The sequence below is a fragment of the Mycobacterium sp. 852002-51613_SCH5001154 genome, from assembly GCF_001667425.1.
Classification (GTDB): domain Bacteria; phylum Actinomycetota; class Actinomycetes; order Mycobacteriales; family Mycobacteriaceae; genus Mycobacterium.
In genome coordinates this window covers 54,493-70,032 of record NZ_LZII01000080.1, presented here as the reverse complement: position 1 = coordinate 70,032, position 15,540 = coordinate 54,493, and the positions used below count along the sequence as shown (strand labels likewise).

Sequence of the window (15,540 nt, the reverse complement as noted above, 5' to 3'; positions counted from 1 at the left end):
CGTGGCGCACCTTTCGCAGACGATCGCGGGACGCGCGTCGGCCGGCTGATCGGATTACGTCGAGTGAATCCCCTGCCCCGGCCCCGAATCCGCGCGCGTGCGCCGCTGCGGATTTCATTCGCGGGGGGCGGCACCGACGTACCGCCGTTCCCGACCACCGAAGGCGGCTGCGTCCTCTCCGCGACCATCGACCGATACGCGCAGGGATCGCTGTCCCCGCGCACCGATCGCCGGGTCACGATCGAGTCGGTGGACTTCAAGACCACCCACGAGATGACGCTCGACAGCGAGATCCTCTACGACGGCAGCCTGGACCTGATCAAGGCCGCGGTGCGCAGGTTCGGCAAGGAGGGCACGGACGGCTATGACCTGGTGCTGCGTTCGAGCGCTCCGCCAGGATCGGGTCTGGGCTCGTCGTCGACGATGATGGTCGCGCTGACCGGCCTGCTCGCCGAGCACTACGGCGTGCCGATGGGCGAATACGAGACCGCGCAGCTGGCCTGTGCCATCGAGCGTGAGGACCTGGGCATCACGGGCGGCATGCAGGACCTGTATGCGGCGACGTTCGGCGGGTTCAACTTCATCGAGTTCACCGACCGCGTGATCGTCAACCCGCTGCGTATCCGCGAGGAGACCGCGTTCGAGCTCGAACTGAGCCTGCTGCTGTGCTTTACGGGGATCACGCGGGACTCCGCCCGCGTGATCGAGGACCAAACGCGGCGCGCCACCACCGGCGCCGACGACACCCTGGCCGGACTCCGGGCACAAAAGGAGCTGGCCGTTGCCATGAAGGCCGCCCTGCTGACGAACAAGCTGAACGATTTCGGCGCCCTGCTGGGCGAGGCCTGGACCCAGAAGAAGCGCATGTCCCCGTACATCACTAATGAGCGCATCGACGAGCTCTACGACCTGGCCCTGCGCAACGGCGCACTCGGCGGCAAGATCACCGGGGCGGGCGGCGGCGGTTACATCCTGCTGTTCTGCGACTTCGCGAAGAAGCACCGCCTGATCGAAAGCCTCGAGTCGGCCGGGGCCACCATCACCGAATTCGCTTTTGAGAGCAAGGGATTGACCACATGGCAGGCATGAGCCGCTCGGATGTCGTCACGCCGAGCGTCGAGCTGGTCCAGGAGCGACTGGCCGACACCATCGCGGTCAAGCAGCAGATGCTGTCGGGCGCCATCGCCGAGCAGACCGTCGAGATCGCGCGACTAATGATCGAGTCGTTGCGAGCCGGAGGAAAGGTGATCTTCTTCGGCAACGGCGGATCCGCACAAGACGCGGGGCATCTGGCCGCAGAGTTGATGGGGCGCTTCGCTTTTGACCGCCCGGGTCTCGCCGCGTTCAGCCTGCCGGACGCCACGGCGGCGATGACGGCGATCGGCAACGACTACTCCTATGACGAGGTGTTTGCCCGCCAGGTGCTCGCCGCCGGCCGCGCGGGGGATGTCGTGGTCGGCCTCACCACCTCGGGCAACTCACCGAATGTCGTCCGCGCGCTCGAGGCGGCCGCCGACGCCGGGATGACGACGGTGGCGCTCACCGGTGCGCGCGGGGGAAAGGTGGCCGATGTGGCCGAGTTCTGCATCCGGGTACCGAGCGATAACACCGGGCGGGTCCAGGAGGCGTGCCTGCACCTGGGCCACTCGATCTGCGAGATGGTCGAAGCGGCGTTGTTTCCGCGGCCCTGCTGAGACCGTCGCGACTGATGCTCGATCTACGGAAAGTGAGCACCGTCTTCCTGGATCGGGACGGGACCATCAACGTCAAGGCCGCCGACGGCGAGTACATCCGGTTCCCCGAAGACCTGGTGTTGTTGCCGGGCGCCGCCCGATCGGTGGCCGCCCTGAACGCGGCCGGTCTGCGCACCATCCTGGTGACCAATCAGCGTTGGCTATCGGAGCCGGCCGCCGACGCGGCGCGTTTCGCCGCCGTGCACGACCGCCTGGAACAACTCCTGGCGGCCGAAGGCGCCCGCCTGGACGCCGCCTACCACTGCCCGCACGCCGCGGCCAGTTGCGACTGTCGCAAGCCGGGTGCGGGCATGCTGGTGCGCGCGGCACAGGAGCATGGGTTCGCCCTGGCCGAGGCGGTGATGATCGGCGACAGCGAGAGCGATGTGGAGGCGGGCCGAGCGGCCGGCACGGCGACGGTTCTGCTTCGCCGCGGTGACGGAGATGCTGCGGGCGCCGACGTTGTGGTCGATGACCTCGCCGCCGCCGTGCGACTCATCTTGAGCGCCAAGGAATCTAGCCCCGCCTAAACCGTTGGGCCGCAGAGCGGATCACCAGTGCCAGCGCGAACGGTAGGTCGTCCCGCAGGTACCGGCGGGCGAGGCGGCGCGGCTCGAGCGCCAGCCGGTGCACCCACTCGAATCCGAGCCGTTGCAGCACGGGGGAGGCTCGGCGGACGACCCCGGCGGTCATCGCGATGCCGCCGCCGCAGGCAAGGCACCAGGCATGGGGGAGCTCCTGGCGCACCAGCTCGATGAGGCGCTCCTGCCTGGGGAAGCCCAAACCCACGAAGACCAGATCGGGTGCGGCGGCTGCGACGGCGGCGACCGCCCGCCGCGCCCCGTCCTCCGTGTCGTCGAAGCCGAACGACGGCGAGCACGTGCCCGCGACGCGCAGGCCGGCCGATTGCGCGACGAGCGCCGCGGCCGCTTGCTCCGGGACGCCCTCGGCGCCGCCGAGGAGGTAAACCGACTTGCCGTCGGCGGCCGCCGCGGCGCTCAACGGGAAGATCAGCGACGAGCCGGCGACGCGCTCGGGCAGCCTGTCCCCCTGGGCCCGCGCCGCCCACACCAGCGGCATGCCGTCGGCGACCACGAGGGTGGCCCGGGCGATCAGCTCGGCGAGTTCGGGGCGGCGCGCGGCCGCCCGGGCCACGTCGACGTTCACCGGGACGATCGAGCCGCCCCGACCAGCGGCCCACGCTTCGCGCACGACGTCGACGACCTGGTCTTCGGTCAGGGCATCGAACCAGAGACCGCCGACCTGAATCTTGTCCGGGCCCGCGCTCACCCGGACATCATGCCCCGCGGCATCATCCTGGCGAAGCGGTTCAGCCTTGCCGCGGCCGGAACCGAGCCCATAACCTGGGCAACATCCGACCGCGTCGGAAGTTCGGGGACTGGCGGGGTAGACGACGGCAACGCAGGCGGGCAGGTCATGGCACAGCGGTCACCGCGATGCGCAGACCCACGGCGCGACGGTGGGATCGGCGGGCTATCGCAGTGGCCTTGACCGGCGCGCGGGCCGACGAGCTGGCGACAATGGACATCTTCGAGGGATGTCCCGCCTCCGATCTGGTGCCGTTGGCCGCCTCTCTGCAACCGCTGCGCGCGACGGCCGGCCAGGTGCTGATGCAGCAGGGCGAAGAAGCGGTCTCTTTCCTGCTCATCTCGTCGGGCATCGTCGAGATCACCCACGTCGGCGACGACGGCGTGGTCATCGCTGAACACGCATTGCCGGGCATGCTCATCGGAGAGATCGCCCTGCTTCGTCACATCCCGCGGACCGCGACGGTCACCACCGCCGGGCCGCTGACCGGATGGATCGGCGACAATGACGCCTTCGCCCGCATGGTCCACATTCCCGGGGTCATGGAACGTCTGCTGCGCACGGTGCGCCAGCGCCTCGCCGCGTTCATCACGCCGATCCCGATCCGGGTCCGCGACGGCTCGCATCTGATGCTGCGACCGGTGCTGCCCGGTGACAGCGAGCGAACCGTGCACGGGCACATCGAATTCTCCAGCGAGACGCTGTACCGGCGCTTCATGACGCCGCGCCTTCCCACTCCGGCGTTGATGCACTACCTCTCGGAGGTCGACTACGTCGACCACTTCGTCTGGGTGGTGATCGACGGGAAGGACCCGGTGGCCGACGCGCGATTCGTGCGCGACGAAGGTGACCGCAGCGTCGCCGAGATCGCCTTCACCGTCGCCGACGCTTACCAGGGACGCGGGATCGGCACGTTCCTGATCAACGCGCTGTCCATCGCGGCCCGGGTCGCCGGGGTCGAAAAGTTCTCCGCGCGAATGCTTTCCGACAACCTGCCGATGCGCACAATCATGGACCACTACGGAGCGGTCTGGCAGCGCGAAGACGTCGGCGTCATCACCACCGTCATCGACGTGCCCGAACGACGCGACCACGGGTTTCGGCGTGACATGGCCGCAAAGATCGAGCACGTCGCCCGCCAGATGATCGAGGTGGTCGGCTGAGCCCGCTCGTTGTGCTATCAACGGGCATGCGGCCGTTCCGGTTTGGCCCGGTGACGACTTGCGCGATCGCGTTGCTGGTGGCGGCGTGCGCTCACGCTCCGGCGCCCACACCGTCGCGGGCGCCTGCAAAGGCGCCGCCGCCGACGGCGGTCAACCCCGCCAACATCAAACGGGTGGTTCGCGACCTGCCGCCCGGTTACGAGGCGACCACGGGCATTCCCAGCGGAGCTTCCCCCGGAGTGATCTGGAGCCTGGGGCCCGACGCGTCGGATAGCAAGACGCGGCCGCCCCAGTGCGGGACCCTCGCCGACCCCGGGAATGGACGCGACCAGTCGGCGCAGGGCGTGTCCGGTTCCGGCAGCGGCGGCATCGTCGACGCGGTGGTGGTGGCTTTGCCGGGGCCCGTTGACCTGCCCGGCGAGGTCGTCGCCGCGTGTGGCCAGTGGACCATGACCGCCGGGCGCACCACAGCAAGCGTGCACCTCGTCGACGCCCCGCGCATCGATGGCGCCCAAACCGTCGGGATGGTGGCCGACGTCAGGTCGGCCGTCGAGTCGGGCACCGAGATCGATTCGCGCACATACACGTTCACCGCCTACCTGGGCAACTTCTACGCGTTCACCACGTTGACCACCGACCCGGGTTCGGTGGTGGCCGCACTGCCCCCGCAATTCGCCGCCGATCTGCTCGTCAAAACGGTGTCCACGTTGCGCAGCTGACGCATCGGCCTTGGGTAGATTGGCCACGATGTTCAAGGTGGCGTTCACAGTCGCGGTGGTGGGTGTGCTCGCCGGCTGCTCAACGGGGGCCACCTCGGCGAAGGTCGACATCAAGAAGGTCTCCGAGGTCAAGTCGAGCTTCGGGCCCGACTTCAGGGTCACCGACATCGGTGAACGGGGGATCGATCCCAAGGTGTTGTCCGGCCGCAAGCTCCCCGACGGGCTGACGTTCGACCCCGCCAATTGCGCGAAAGCGGCGGCGGGGCCGGAAATGCCACCGGACCTGCAGGGCAACATGGCCGCGATTTCGGCCGAGGGCAAGGGCAACCGGTTCGTGGTCATCGCCGTGGAGACCTCAAAAGCCCTGCCCTTCAACGACCCCGGTAAGGACTGCGCCAAGGTGGCCTTTTCCGGTCCGCAACTGCGGGGCGGCATCGAGGTGGTCGACGCGCCGCAGATCGACGGAACCCACACGCTGGGGGTGCACCGCGTCCTGCAGGCGCTGGTCGCGGGGGGCCCCCGCACCGGCGAGCTCTACGACTACTCCGCCCAATTCGGTGATTACCAGGTGATCGTCACCGCCAACCCGCTGGTGACCCCGGGGCAGCCGGTCGTCCCGGTCGACACGCAACGCGCCCGCGACTTGCTCGTCAGCGCGGTGAAGGCGGTCCGGACCTAGCGCGATGACGGTGAGCGCCGGAACGGCGCGAACAAGGAATCGCGCAATCGGACCTAGCGCGATGACGGTGAGCGCCGGAACGGCGCGAGCAAGGAATCGCGCAATCGGACCTAGCGCACGCCGCGGGGCCGGAACTGGATGCTGACGCGCGGGCCCACCGGTGCCGACGTCTTGGGCACGGCGTGCTCCCACGTGCGTTGACAGGATCCGCCCATCACGAGCAGATCCCCGTGCGCCTGCGGCAGCCGCAACGACGGACCTTTAGAAGGACGTGCGCGCCGGCGCATGGCGAAGGTACGGGTGGCGCCCAGGCTGATGATCGCGACCATGGTGTCCTCGGAGCTGCTGCGGCCGATGGTGTCTCCGTGCCAGGCGACGCTGTCGGAGCCATCTCGGTAGCAGCACAATCCGACCGTGGTGAAGGGCTCGCCGAGCTCGCCCGCGTAGATGTCGTTGAGCCGGCGCCGCAGCCGGGAAAGCAACGGATGGGGCGGCTCGTCGACGGTGAGGTCGTGAAAGCTGACCAGCCGCGGCACGTCGACCACCCGGTCATACATCTGGCGGCGTTCCTCCCGCCAGGGCACGGTGGATAGCAGGCCTTCGAGCAGGTCGTCGGCCTCGGTGAGCCAGCCCGCGCGGATCTCGATAAACGCGCCGTCACCGAGTTCTCTGCGCTCGGTGTGCTGGAACAGGGAGCCTTGTACCGCCATCTCCACGGGGCCGAGTCTATCGCACATCCGTTCGATGAAGAGGGGACCGGCGGCGTGAGCGGCTACCGTTTTCAGTGTGGATGTGGTTGAGCTGGGCACCAATTCCGAGGTTGGCACGCTGCGGGCCGTCATCCTGCACCGCCCCGGCGGCGAGTTGCGTCGGCTCAATCCGCGCAACATGGACCAGTTGCTCTTCGACGGGTTGCCCTGGGTCGCCCGCGCGCAAGAGGAACACGACCAGTTCGCCGAGCTGCTGCGTTCCCGCGGCGTGCAGGTGCTGCTCTTGTCGGACCTGCTGGCCGAGGCGCTGACCCACAGCGGGGCGGCGCGGATGCAGGGCGTCGCCGCCGCGGTCGACGCGCGCCGGCTCGGAGTGCCGCTGGCGCAATCTCTTTCGGCGTACCTGCGGGGGCTGGACGCGGGCAGGCTGGCCCAGGTGCTGATGGCCGGCATGACGTTCAACGAATTGCCGTCGGACATCCGCACCGACGTGTCGTTGGTGCTGCGCATGCACCATGGGGCCGACTTCGTCATCGAGCCACTGCCCAACCTGGTGTTCACCCGTGACTCGTCGATTTGGATCGGCCCGCGGGTGGTCATCCCCACGCTTGCGCTGCGCGCTCGGGTGCGCGAGGCGTCGTTGACCGATCTCATCTACGCCCATCACCCGCGGTTCACCGGGGTGCGGCGCGCCTACGAGTCGCGCACCGCTCCGGTCGAGGGAGGTGACGTGCTGCTGCTCGCCCCCGGTGTGGTCGCGGTCGGCGTGGGCGAGCGCACCACCCCGGCGGGAGCGGAAGCGTTGGCCCGTAGCCTTTTTGACGACGACCTCGCGCACAAGGTGCTGGCCGTGCCGATCGCCCAGCGGCGCGCGCAGATGCACTTGGACACGGTGTGCACGATGGTCGACACCGACACCGTGGTGATGTACGCCAACGTCGTCGACACGCTCTCGGCGTTCACGATCGAGCGCACGCCGGACGGCGTTGCCATCAGCGACGAGGCGCCGTTTCTGGAGGCCGCCGCCAAGGCCATGGAGATCGACCAGCTGCGCGTGATCGACACGGGGTTGGACCCCGTAATCGCCGAACGGGAACAGTGGGACGACGGCAACAACACGTTGGCGTTGGCGCCCGGCGTCGTCGTCGCCTACGAGCGCAACGCGCAGACCAACGCGCGGCTGCAGGACGCGGGCATCGAGGTGCTGACCATCGCGGGGTCCGAGTTGGGCACCGGCCGCGGCGGGCCCCGCTGCATGTCCTGTCCGGTCGCCCGCGACCCGCTTTAACGTCGACATTGCCGCGCGCACACTACCGCCAGCTGGGCAGCCAGATCTCCATGTCCCAAGTCTGCTGCGAAATCGGCAGGCCGGTGAGCACCGGGAAGAGCCAGGCGAAGTTCGTCACCACCAACGCGACGTAGCAGCAGACGGCGATCAGCCCGAGCGTGCGTCGTTCCGAGCTGAACCCGCGGGCGCGGCCCGGCTGGTAGAGGATGTCCCCACAAATCAGCGCGATCCCCATCACCAGGAACGGCGCCATCGTCGCCGCGTAGAAGAAGTACATCTGGCGGTCGATGTCGGCGAACCAGGGCAGCCACCCCGCGCAATATCCGGTCAGCACAACGGCGTAACGCCAGTCGCGGCGGACGAAGGTGCGCCAGGCCGCATAGAGCAGGACCGGGACCGCGAGCCACCACATGGCCGGTGTGCCCACCAGCATCTCCGCCTTGACGCACGACTGCGCGCCGCACCCGGAGACGTTCTGCTGATCGATCGCGTACAGCACGGGCCGCAACGACATCGGCCAGCTCCACGGCTTGGACTCCCATGGGTGGTAGTTCCCGGCGGCGTTCGTCAGGCTTTTATGAAAATCGAAAGCCTTGACGGTGTAGTGCCATAGCGAGCGGATGGCGTCGGGCAGCGGCACCACCGAGTGCGGGCCGATCGACTGGCCCACCTCGTGTCGATCGATCGCCGTCTCGGACGCGAACCACGGCGCGTAACTGGCCAGGTACACCGCGGACGGGACGAGCGCGAGTGCGTAAGCGGTGGGGAGCAGGTCACGCCGCAAAACGCCCCGCCACGGGTTGGGCACCTGGTACTGGCGCCGCGCCGCGACGTCGAATGCCAACGACATCACGCCGAAGAACAGCACGAAATACAGCCCGGACCATTTTGTCCCGCAAGCCAATCCGAGCAGGACGCCCGCCAGGAAGCGCCACCAGCGCACACCCAGCCGCGGGCCCCACACCGTCTCGGCGGCGCGCCCCTCGAGCAGCGCGACGTGCATGCGCTGGCGCACCTGATCCCGGTCAACGATGAGCGCGCCGAACGCCGCGACCACGAAGAAGGTGAGAATGCCGTCGAGCAGCGCGGTGCGCGCGGCAACGAAGCTGACACCGTCGCAGATCACCAGCACGCCGGCGATGGCGCCGACGAGCGTCGAGCGGCTGATTCGCCGGACGGTCCTCATCACCAAGACCACCAGCACCACGCCGAGCAGGGCGCCGGTGAACCGCCAGCCGACGCCGTCGTACCCGAAGATGGCCTCGCCGAGCGCGATCAGCTGCTTGCCGACCGGCGGATGGACCACCAAGCCGAACCCGGGGTTGTCCTCCACGCCGTGGTTGTGCAGCGCCTGCCAGGCCTGCGGCGCGTAGTGCTTCTCGTCGAAGACGGGGGTGCCGGCATCGGTCGGCGAACCGAGATTGAGGAATCGGGTGATCGCCGCCAGGACGGCGACCACCCCCGTGACGACCCAGCCGCGGATTTGATCGGTGGGCCCGAAGTCGGCCACCGGAACCATCGGACCCGGGCTGACGACGGGCACGACACGCTCCGGGCCGGCATCTTCTACGTTCAAGGACGCTTCGCGGGGCGGGGCGGACATCGGTGTCGATCGTAGGCTGTCCGTCATGACCACTGGCCGCCTGTTGCTGGGCGCGACCCCGTTGGGTCAGCCTTCGGACGCCTCGCCCCGCCTAATGGACGCCCTCGCCCACGCGGACGTGGTGGCGGCCGAGGACACCCGCAGGGTGCGGACGCTGGCGAAAGCGCTGGATGTCGCCATTTCCGGCCGGGTGATCAGCCTGTTCGACCGGGTCGAGGCGGCCCGGGTGGACTCGCTGATCGCCGCCCTCAAGGCGGGCGCGACGGTGCTGGTGGTCAGCGATGCCGGGATGCCGCTGATCAGCGACCCCGGCTTTCGGCTGGTAGCGGCGTGCGTGGAGGCTGACCTTCCGGTGACCTGTCTGCCGGGCCCGTCGGCGGTGATGACCGCGCTGGCGCTGTCCGGTCTGCCGGCGGAGAAGTTCTGTTTCGAGGGTTTCGCCCCGCGCAAGAAGGCGGCGCGGCGGACCTGGCTGGAGTCGCTGGCCGACGAGCGACGCACCTGCGTCTTCTTCGAATCGCCGCGCCGGTTGGAGGCGTGTCTGCGCGATGCCGTCGACCGGCTCGGCGGTGACCGTCGGGCGGCGATCTGCCGGGAACTGACCAAAGTGCACGAGGAGGTGGTGCGCGGATCGCTCGACGACCTGGCGGCGTGGGCGGACGACGGGGTGCTCGGCGAGATCACCGTCGTGCTCGCCGGCGCCACCCCCCGCGCCGACCTGCCGTCGCTGGTCGCGCAGGTGGAGGAGCTGGTCGCCGGCGGCGCCCGTGTCAAGGACGCCTGCGGTGAGGTGGCCGACGCGAATCCGGGCGTGCGCTCGCGGCAGCTCTACGACGCGGTCCTGCAGTCCCGCCGCGGGTGAGGGGTCAGCCGGCCGAAAACGCGGCGGCGATGCGCGGCTGCCCGACAATGGGGGACGCCTTGTGCAGGCATTCGGCCCATTCGGCGTCGGGATCGGAGTCGGCGGTGATTCCCCCGCCGACGCCGAGCACGGCGCCGCCCCCGGGGTCGAACTCGACCGTGCGGATGGCGACGTTCAGCTCGCATCCGGCCACGGGGGATGCTAAACCGATTGTGCCGCAATATATTCCGCGACGATGCGGCTCCCATTGCGAGAGCAGTTGGCGGGCCCGGTGTTTGGGTGTCCCGGTAACCGAGGCCGGCGGGAAGGCGGCGTCGAGCAGCGCCGACGTCGGCAGTTCGACGGGAACCCGCGCCGAGACGGTGGACACCAGGTGCCACACGCCGGGGGCGCGCCGGACCACCAACAACTCGGGCACGGTCACGGTGCCGACGAGCGCCACCCGGCCGAGGTCGTTGCGCACCAGGTCCACGATCATGATGTTTTCGGCCACCTCTTTCGCCGACGCCCGCAGCGCGGACGGCCAGGCGTCCAGGGGCAGGGTGCCCTTGATCGGGCTGGAGGTCACGAGCGTGCCGCGCCGCCGCAGGAAGAGCTCCGGGGACAGCGACGCCACCGCGCCCCACGGCCCGGCGAGATACGCCGCGCGAGCCGGGGAGGTGCGGGCGATGCCGTCGGCGAAGAAGTCGAGCGGGGCGCCCGAGACCGTACCGGTGAAGTGCGTGCACACGCACGCCTGGTAGACCTCGCCGGCGCGGATGGCCTCGAGGCAGTTAAGCACCCCGTCGCGGTGAGCCGCCCGATCGGAGGGCCCCCAGTCGATCCGGCAGTCGCGCTGCGGCGGCGGCGCGGTCGCGAGCGCGGCCGCCAGCCAGTCCGGCATCGGCGCGCCCGACAGGCTTTCGTACCACCACTGCCCGTCCCGGTCGCGGCGCAGGACGCAGTCGGTCCAACCGCCCGCGGCTTCGGGGATCCGGTTCGGACCGCCCTCGGCGCCGGGATCGGGATAGGAGAGGTAGCCGATCCAGCCGCCGCCCACCGCTTGCGAGTCGACCGTTTGCGAGTCGAGCCGGACCGCGAAGGCCGCGCCGGGATCGACCGGCTGCGCCGACACGCTCGGGGCGATCACCGCCAGCGCGCCGAACCAGTCGCCGGTCAGCGCGGCCGGCGGCGGCAGGCCGAGGCGTGCCGTGGCCTCGCCCACGGCGCGCAGCACCTGCGGTGCGGCGCCATGGTCGCCGAGCCGGTCGATACGCACCGCCCTAGCTTGACAGAAGTGCGGTCACCTAGCCGCGGCTGACGTCACGGGCGGTCGCCAGCGCCACCAGCTTGTCCGGGTTGCGGGTCACGTAGAAGTTGGTGATCTTGTCGTCGGCGATTTCCAGCGTGATCACCCCTTCGAGGTGATCGCCGAGGTAGAGCAGCACGGCCGGCGCGCTGTTGCACGTCACCATGTCGACGCGGAACTCCGCGAGCTCCGTCGCCTTGCGGATCAGGCCGACGATGGCCCGGGCCACCCGATCGGCCCCCACCACCGGCCGGCGCGCCGCGGACACCTTGCCGCCGCTGTCCGCCGTCCAGGTGGCGTCGGGCGCGAGCATCGTCATCAGCGTCTCCACATCGCCGGTGGCCGCCGTCGCGAGGAACTGCGCGGTGATCTGCTCGTTGCGTTGCGGGTCCGTCGCGTCGAACCTCTTCCGCCGCGCCCGCACGTGCTCACGCGCCCGGTGCGCCACCTGCCGGACCGTCGGTGCCGGCTTGCCCACCGCCTCGGCGATCTCGCCGTAGTCGAAGCCGAACACCTCGCGTAATACGAACACCGCCCGCTCGTCGGGACTCAGCGTCTCCAGCAGGACCAACATCGCCATCGAAATCGATTCCGCCAGAACGACATCGGTGGAAGGATCCTGCTCGTCGAGCAACAGCGGCTCGGGCAGCCACGGCCCCACATAGTCCTCGCGGCGACGCGCGTCGGCGCGCAGCGCGTTGAGGGCCTGGCGGGTCACCAGCTGGGCCAGATACGACTTGGTGTCGCGCACCGTCGACAGGTCGACCGCCGCCCACCGCAGATAGCTGTCCTGCAGCACGTCGTCGGCTTCGGTGGCCGAGCCCAGCATCTCGTAGGCGATGGTGAACAGCAGCGGCCGCAGCACGGTGAACCGTTCCGCGTGCTCACTGCCGGCCGGTGGGGGCGTCATCGCAGGGCGATCTCGGCCGGTGTCTGCGCGGGCCTCTTGCCGCCCTTGAGCCAGAGGTAGGAGCCGGGCTTGGCGGCCTCGCGCCGGATGGCCCACAGCGTTCCCTTGCAGATGGCCTCTTTGATGGACGCGCCGGTCCGGCCGCCCAGCGCCATGTTCACCGGGGTGTCGTCGGTGCGCGACAGCTGCACCGTGCCGTAGGTGCGGCCGAGGCTGATGCACTGACCGACGAACGCCTGACTGAGCGGGGCCGGGGCGGTTCCGGCGATGCGGTTGAGCACGGTGTTGGCGGCTTGCGCGCCCAACGGCCCGGCGGCCTGGCAACTCATCCGCAGGGGCTGTCCCGACGGCGCGGCGGCGTCCCCCGCCGCGACGACGTAGGGGTTGTCCACACTGGTCAGCGTCTCGTCGGTGAGCAGCCGGCCCACCGCGTCCGTGCTCAGCCCGCTGCGCGCGGCCAGGTCCGGCACCGTGAATCCGGCCGTCCAGATGGTCGCCGCGCTCGGCAGCACGGCGCCGTCGGCGAGCACCACCGCGTCCCAGCGCACCTCGGTCACCATCGCGGATTCCAGCACGATGACTCCGAAGCCGCGCAGGCGCTTGGCGACCGAGCGCCTGCCCCGCTTGCTCAGCGACGGGCCGAGCGCGGCGCCGCACACCAGGGTCACTTGGCGGCCCTGTTCGGCCAGCTCGGCGGCCGTTTCGATGCCGGTCAGGCCGCCGCCGACGACCGTGACGGGCGCGGCCAGCGGCAGGTCGACAAGCGCATAGCGCAACCGCTGCGCGCTTTCCAGGTCGGACACCGCGTACGCGAAGTCCGCGAATCCGGGCACCGCCACCGGCGTCGCGCCGGTGCTGCCGACCGCATAGATCAGGTAGTCGTAGTCGAGCTCGGCGCCCGAGGACAGCAGGACCCGCCGCGCGGTGGCCTCGATGCGGTCGACGGTGTCGACGACCAATCGGATGCCCTCGCCCAGCAGAGTGGCGTAGTCGGCGGTCGCGGCGCCGGTGTCGGCCACCAACTGATGCAGGCGGATTCGCTCCACGAAGACGGGGCGGGAGTTCACCAGGGTGATGTCGATGTCCGGACGTTGACGTAGATGGTTGGCGGCCAGTGTTCCGGCGTACCCGCCTCCGACCACGACGACATGAATTTTCTGGGCGGTCACCTCGGTCATTGCTGTCTCCTGTTCTCACGGGCCTGATGCCCTCGAGACACCGCAGGCCGGCCGAGCGTGACAGGCCCGCCCACATTGTGACGCGTCTCACGGGAGCCGCCTCCCGGGCAGGACCGCACTGCGTCGGACCGGGGGCGGCCCAGGCCGTGCGTGTTACGCTGCGCTACGCCAATTCGTGACCTGCCCCGCGTCGGATACACGCACCGGAAAACCCAGGCAGTATGGGCCCACTTCAGTGAGCACCGGTGTGTGTTGGGAGAAGCAAGCGTGAAGACGAGGAAGAGCGCGCTGGCCGCTGTCGCGTGCACGGCGATGGTGCTGAGCGGATGCGGTGGCAAAAGCGACCCCGGCCCGCTGTCCGCGATGGTCAGCCCGCCCATTCCGCCCACCGCTCAGGAGATCCCCAACCCACTGCGCGGCCAGTACGAAGAAGGCTTGAATCCGCTTTTCCCACAAGGCAATTCGGCGCAACAACGGTACGCTGCCTGGCCCGCGTCGGATGACGCCAGCTTGCGGGTTTCGTGGCGGCAGTTGCAGCCGGTCGACCCGCGCACGCTGCCCCCCGACGCTGCCGACGATCGCAGGTTCGACTTCAGCGTGATCGACGACGCGCTGACGAAGCTCGGCAGCCGGAACATGCGGCTGACCCTTGGCGTGTACGCCTACAAATCCTGTTGCAACGATTCCTATCCGGACAACACCAACATCGCGATTCCGGACTGGATCCGCTCCGCGGCCACCAGCTATTCCGGCGCACCGAACGGTTCCGGACCCGGTGTGGCACAGGTGGTCCCGAATTGGAATGACGCCGCCTACCTGAACGGTTTCGAGCAGCTGCTCGCCGCGCTCGGGCGGCGCTACGACGGCGATGAGCGCCTCAGCGTGTTCGAGTTCTCCGGATACGGTGATTTCGGCAAGACCAGCCTCGCGTACGTGCGTGACGCGCTCGGTGCCCCCGGACCGGCGCCGGACGACAGCGTGCCGAAGTTGGGCTATTACAGCCAGTTCCGTGATCAAAGCATCACCAAAGCGTCCATCGGGCAACTGGTCGCGGCGAACGTCGGCGCGTTCCCCCATACCCAACTGGTGGTCACCGGCGAGAATCCGGAGATCGTCCGCGAGTTGTTCGCCGACGACGTGACGAAAAAGCTGTCCGCACCGATCGGCGTCCGCGCGGATTGTCTTGGGGTGCAGTCCCCCCTGCCGGAATGGGCCGAGTCCAGCGACTCGCACTACGTGCGGTTCAACGACGCCGCCGTCAACGCGATCAAGCAGCGGCTCACCTCGGCGCTGGTGATCAGCCAGTGGTGCCGGTTGCCTAACGGGACCGACCCGCGGTCGTACTACGAGAAGGCGCTGCACGACGTCGTCAGGTATCACGTCTCGATGACGGCGAGCGCCGACTTCCCCGACCGGGATGCGACGTCGGCGATGGACCCCAAGCTCTACCTCCTGTGGGCCAAGGCGAACACCTCGGCCGGTTACCGGTATTCGGTGGAGGCCAAGCCGGGATCGCAGTCCATCCAGGGCAAGGTGGCTTCCATCTCGGTCGTCTGGACCAACTACGGCTCGGCGGCGGCCACCGAGCAATGGGCACCCGGTTACAAGCTGGTCGATTTCTCGGGAGCGGTGGTGCGCACCATTCCGGCGACGGTCAATCTCAAGACGCTGTCGCACGACGACTCCAGTCAGTCACGCGAGGAGGCGGTTCCGGAGTCGTCGACCGAGTCGGTGCGCGTCGACGTCACGGGCCTGGCGCCCGGGCACTACACGCTGCGCGCGTCCGTGGAATGGCAGCAGCACAAGCCGGGCGCCTCGCACGTGGTGAACTACACGCCGATGGCGCTGGCCCGCGACGGCCGCGACGGTTCCGGCCTGTATCCGATCGCCACCCTGGACATCGCGAGCGACGCCTCCGGTCAATGACGCGCAGCGGCCCCGCGAGGACCGCCTTTGTCACCGTCAACCAGCGCCGCGGGAAGTTGCTCGTTAGCCCGGATGCCACGGGTACTGCGTGATACGTTTTGCTGACTGAAACCGATCGTGACCTGCCCGGGTCCGCGTAAACACGGGATCCG

Annotated in this window: 15 protein-coding genes; 9 read left to right on the top strand and 6 right to left on the bottom strand. The window is 69.2% G+C overall.

From position 1 onward, the window contains the following. The first annotated feature begins 72 nt into the window (after positions 1-72). The 3 genes from A5750_RS20730 to A5750_RS20720 are packed head-to-tail and all read left to right on the top strand — an operon-like array spanning position 73 to position 2,263. Positions 73-1,089, top strand: coding sequence for a GHMP kinase (locus tag A5750_RS20730; RefSeq protein ID WP_066957790.1), 1,017 nt, complete (start codon positions 73-75; stop codon positions 1,087-1,089). Further along, positions 1,077-1,694 carry an SIS domain-containing protein gene (locus A5750_RS20725; protein ID WP_197505486.1) on the top strand — a complete coding sequence of 206 codons (618 nt, stop codon included), beginning with the start codon at positions 1,077-1,079 and terminating at the stop codon, positions 1,692-1,694. The genes A5750_RS20730 and A5750_RS20725 overlap by 13 nt, the downstream gene beginning before the upstream one ends. A 14-nt stretch (positions 1,695-1,708) precedes the next feature. Further along, a complete protein-coding gene (locus A5750_RS20720) occupies positions 1,709-2,263 on the top strand; it encodes an HAD-IIIA family hydrolase (protein WP_066957409.1) in 555 nt (184 codons plus the stop codon). Here A5750_RS20720 and A5750_RS20715 read toward each other — a convergent pair. Next, the gene (locus tag A5750_RS20715) at positions 2,250-3,023 is read right to left on the bottom strand and encodes a WecB/TagA/CpsF family glycosyltransferase (RefSeq protein WP_066957408.1); all 774 of its coding nucleotides are present in this window, start codon (positions 3,021-3,023) and stop codon (positions 2,250-2,252) included. The genes A5750_RS20720 and A5750_RS20715 overlap by 14 nt on opposite strands. 251 nt (positions 3,024-3,274) lie before the next feature. Between A5750_RS20715 and A5750_RS20710 the strand changes: the two genes are divergently transcribed. Genes A5750_RS20710 through A5750_RS20700 form a run of 3 tightly spaced genes read left to right on the top strand, consistent with a single transcriptional unit; the run spans position 3,275 to position 5,623 of the window. Further along, the gene (locus tag A5750_RS20710; protein WP_369817364.1) at positions 3,275-4,225 is read left to right on the top strand and encodes a GNAT family N-acetyltransferase; all 951 of its coding nucleotides are present in this window, start codon (positions 3,275-3,277) and stop codon (positions 4,223-4,225) included. A 26-nt stretch (positions 4,226-4,251) separates the two neighbouring features. Then, positions 4,252-4,944, top strand: coding sequence for a DUF5642 family protein (locus tag A5750_RS20705; RefSeq protein ID WP_066957404.1), 693 nt, complete (start codon positions 4,252-4,254; stop codon positions 4,942-4,944). Positions 4,945-4,972: 28 nt separating this feature from the next. Next, entirely contained in the window at positions 4,973-5,623 is a 651-nt protein-coding gene (locus A5750_RS20700; protein WP_066957402.1) for a DUF5642 family protein, read from the top strand. A 110-nt stretch (positions 5,624-5,733) separates the two neighbouring features. On the opposite strand, the gene A5750_RS20695 is transcribed toward A5750_RS20700, so the two are convergent. Continuing rightward, entirely contained in the window at positions 5,734-6,339 is a 606-nt protein-coding gene (locus A5750_RS20695) for an alpha-ketoglutarate-dependent dioxygenase AlkB (RefSeq protein WP_197505485.1), read from the bottom strand. Between the two features lie 70 nt (positions 6,340-6,409). Here A5750_RS20695 and arcA point away from each other — a divergent pair, with 70 nt between their 5' ends. Then, on the top strand, positions 6,410-7,621 hold the full coding sequence (arcA, locus tag A5750_RS20690) for an arginine deiminase (protein ID WP_067265403.1): 1,212 nt from the start codon (positions 6,410-6,412) through the stop codon (positions 7,619-7,621). A gap of 22 nt (positions 7,622-7,643) precedes the next feature. Here the strand turns inward: arcA and A5750_RS20685 are convergent, their stop codons facing one another. Next, entirely contained in the window at positions 7,644-9,224 is a 1,581-nt protein-coding gene (locus A5750_RS20685; RefSeq protein WP_067265400.1) for a dolichyl-phosphate-mannose--protein mannosyltransferase, read from the bottom strand. A 25-nt stretch (positions 9,225-9,249) separates the two neighbouring features. Here A5750_RS20685 and rsmI point away from each other — a divergent pair, with 25 nt between their 5' ends. Next, a complete protein-coding gene (rsmI, locus tag A5750_RS20680; RefSeq protein ID WP_066957395.1) occupies positions 9,250-10,086 on the top strand; it encodes a 16S rRNA (cytidine(1402)-2'-O)-methyltransferase in 837 nt (278 codons plus the stop codon). Between the two features lie 4 nt (positions 10,087-10,090). On the opposite strand, the gene A5750_RS20675 is transcribed toward rsmI, so the two are convergent. Genes A5750_RS20675 through A5750_RS20665 form a run of 3 tightly spaced genes read right to left on the bottom strand, consistent with a single transcriptional unit; the run spans position 10,091 to position 13,462 of the window. Beyond that, a complete protein-coding gene (locus A5750_RS20675) occupies positions 10,091-11,344 on the bottom strand; it encodes an aminodeoxychorismate synthase component I (RefSeq protein WP_067265397.1) in 1,254 nt (417 codons plus the stop codon). Positions 11,345-11,372: 28 nt separating this feature from the next. Continuing rightward, complete coding sequence (locus tag A5750_RS20670; protein WP_066957391.1) at positions 11,373-12,284, bottom strand: RNA polymerase sigma-70 factor; 912 nt, start codon at positions 12,282-12,284, stop codon at positions 11,373-11,375. Further along, a complete protein-coding gene (locus A5750_RS20665) occupies positions 12,281-13,462 on the bottom strand; it encodes an NAD(P)/FAD-dependent oxidoreductase (protein ID WP_067265394.1) in 1,182 nt (393 codons plus the stop codon). The genes A5750_RS20670 and A5750_RS20665 overlap by 4 nt, the downstream gene beginning before the upstream one ends. Before the next feature lie 312 nt (positions 13,463-13,774). On the opposite strand from A5750_RS20665, the gene A5750_RS20660 reads away from it, so the two are divergent. After that, on the top strand, positions 13,775-15,388 hold the full coding sequence (locus tag A5750_RS20660; protein ID WP_066957788.1) for a hypothetical protein: 1,614 nt from the start codon (positions 13,775-13,777) through the stop codon (positions 15,386-15,388). Positions 15,389-15,540 lie beyond the last annotated feature (152 nt).

What these genes read in the sequence shown, in the direction of transcription:
- A5750_RS20725 (WP_197505486.1), top strand. Translation starts at nt 1,077, where the DNA reads ATGGCAGGCATGAGCCGCTCGGATGTCGTCACGCCGAGCGTCGAGCTG.
- A5750_RS20720 (WP_066957409.1), top strand. Translation starts at nt 1,709, where the DNA reads ATGCTCGATCTACGGAAAGTGAGCACCGTCTTCCTGGATCGGGACGGG.
- A5750_RS20710 (WP_369817364.1), top strand. Translation starts at nt 3,275, where the DNA reads ATGGACATCTTCGAGGGATGTCCCGCCTCCGATCTGGTGCCGTTGGCC.
- A5750_RS20705 (WP_066957404.1), top strand. Translation starts at nt 4,252, where the DNA reads ATGCGGCCGTTCCGGTTTGGCCCGGTGACGACTTGCGCGATCGCGTTG.
- A5750_RS20700 (WP_066957402.1), top strand. Translation starts at nt 4,973, where the DNA reads ATGTTCAAGGTGGCGTTCACAGTCGCGGTGGTGGGTGTGCTCGCCGGC.
- A5750_RS20685 (WP_067265400.1), bottom strand. Translation starts at nt 9,224, where the DNA reads ATGTCCGCCCCGCCCCGCGAAGCGTCCTTGAACGTAGAAGATGCCGGC.
- rsmI (WP_066957395.1), top strand. Translation starts at nt 9,250, where the DNA reads ATGACCACTGGCCGCCTGTTGCTGGGCGCGACCCCGTTGGGTCAGCCT.
- A5750_RS20670 (WP_066957391.1), bottom strand. Translation starts at nt 12,284, where the DNA reads ATGACGCCCCCACCGGCCGGCAGTGAGCACGCGGAACGGTTCACCGTG.
- A5750_RS20665 (WP_067265394.1), bottom strand. Translation starts at nt 13,462, where the DNA reads ATGACCGAGGTGACCGCCCAGAAAATTCATGTCGTCGTGGTCGGAGGC.
- A5750_RS20660 (WP_066957788.1), top strand. Translation starts at nt 13,775, where the DNA reads ATGGTGCTGAGCGGATGCGGTGGCAAAAGCGACCCCGGCCCGCTGTCC.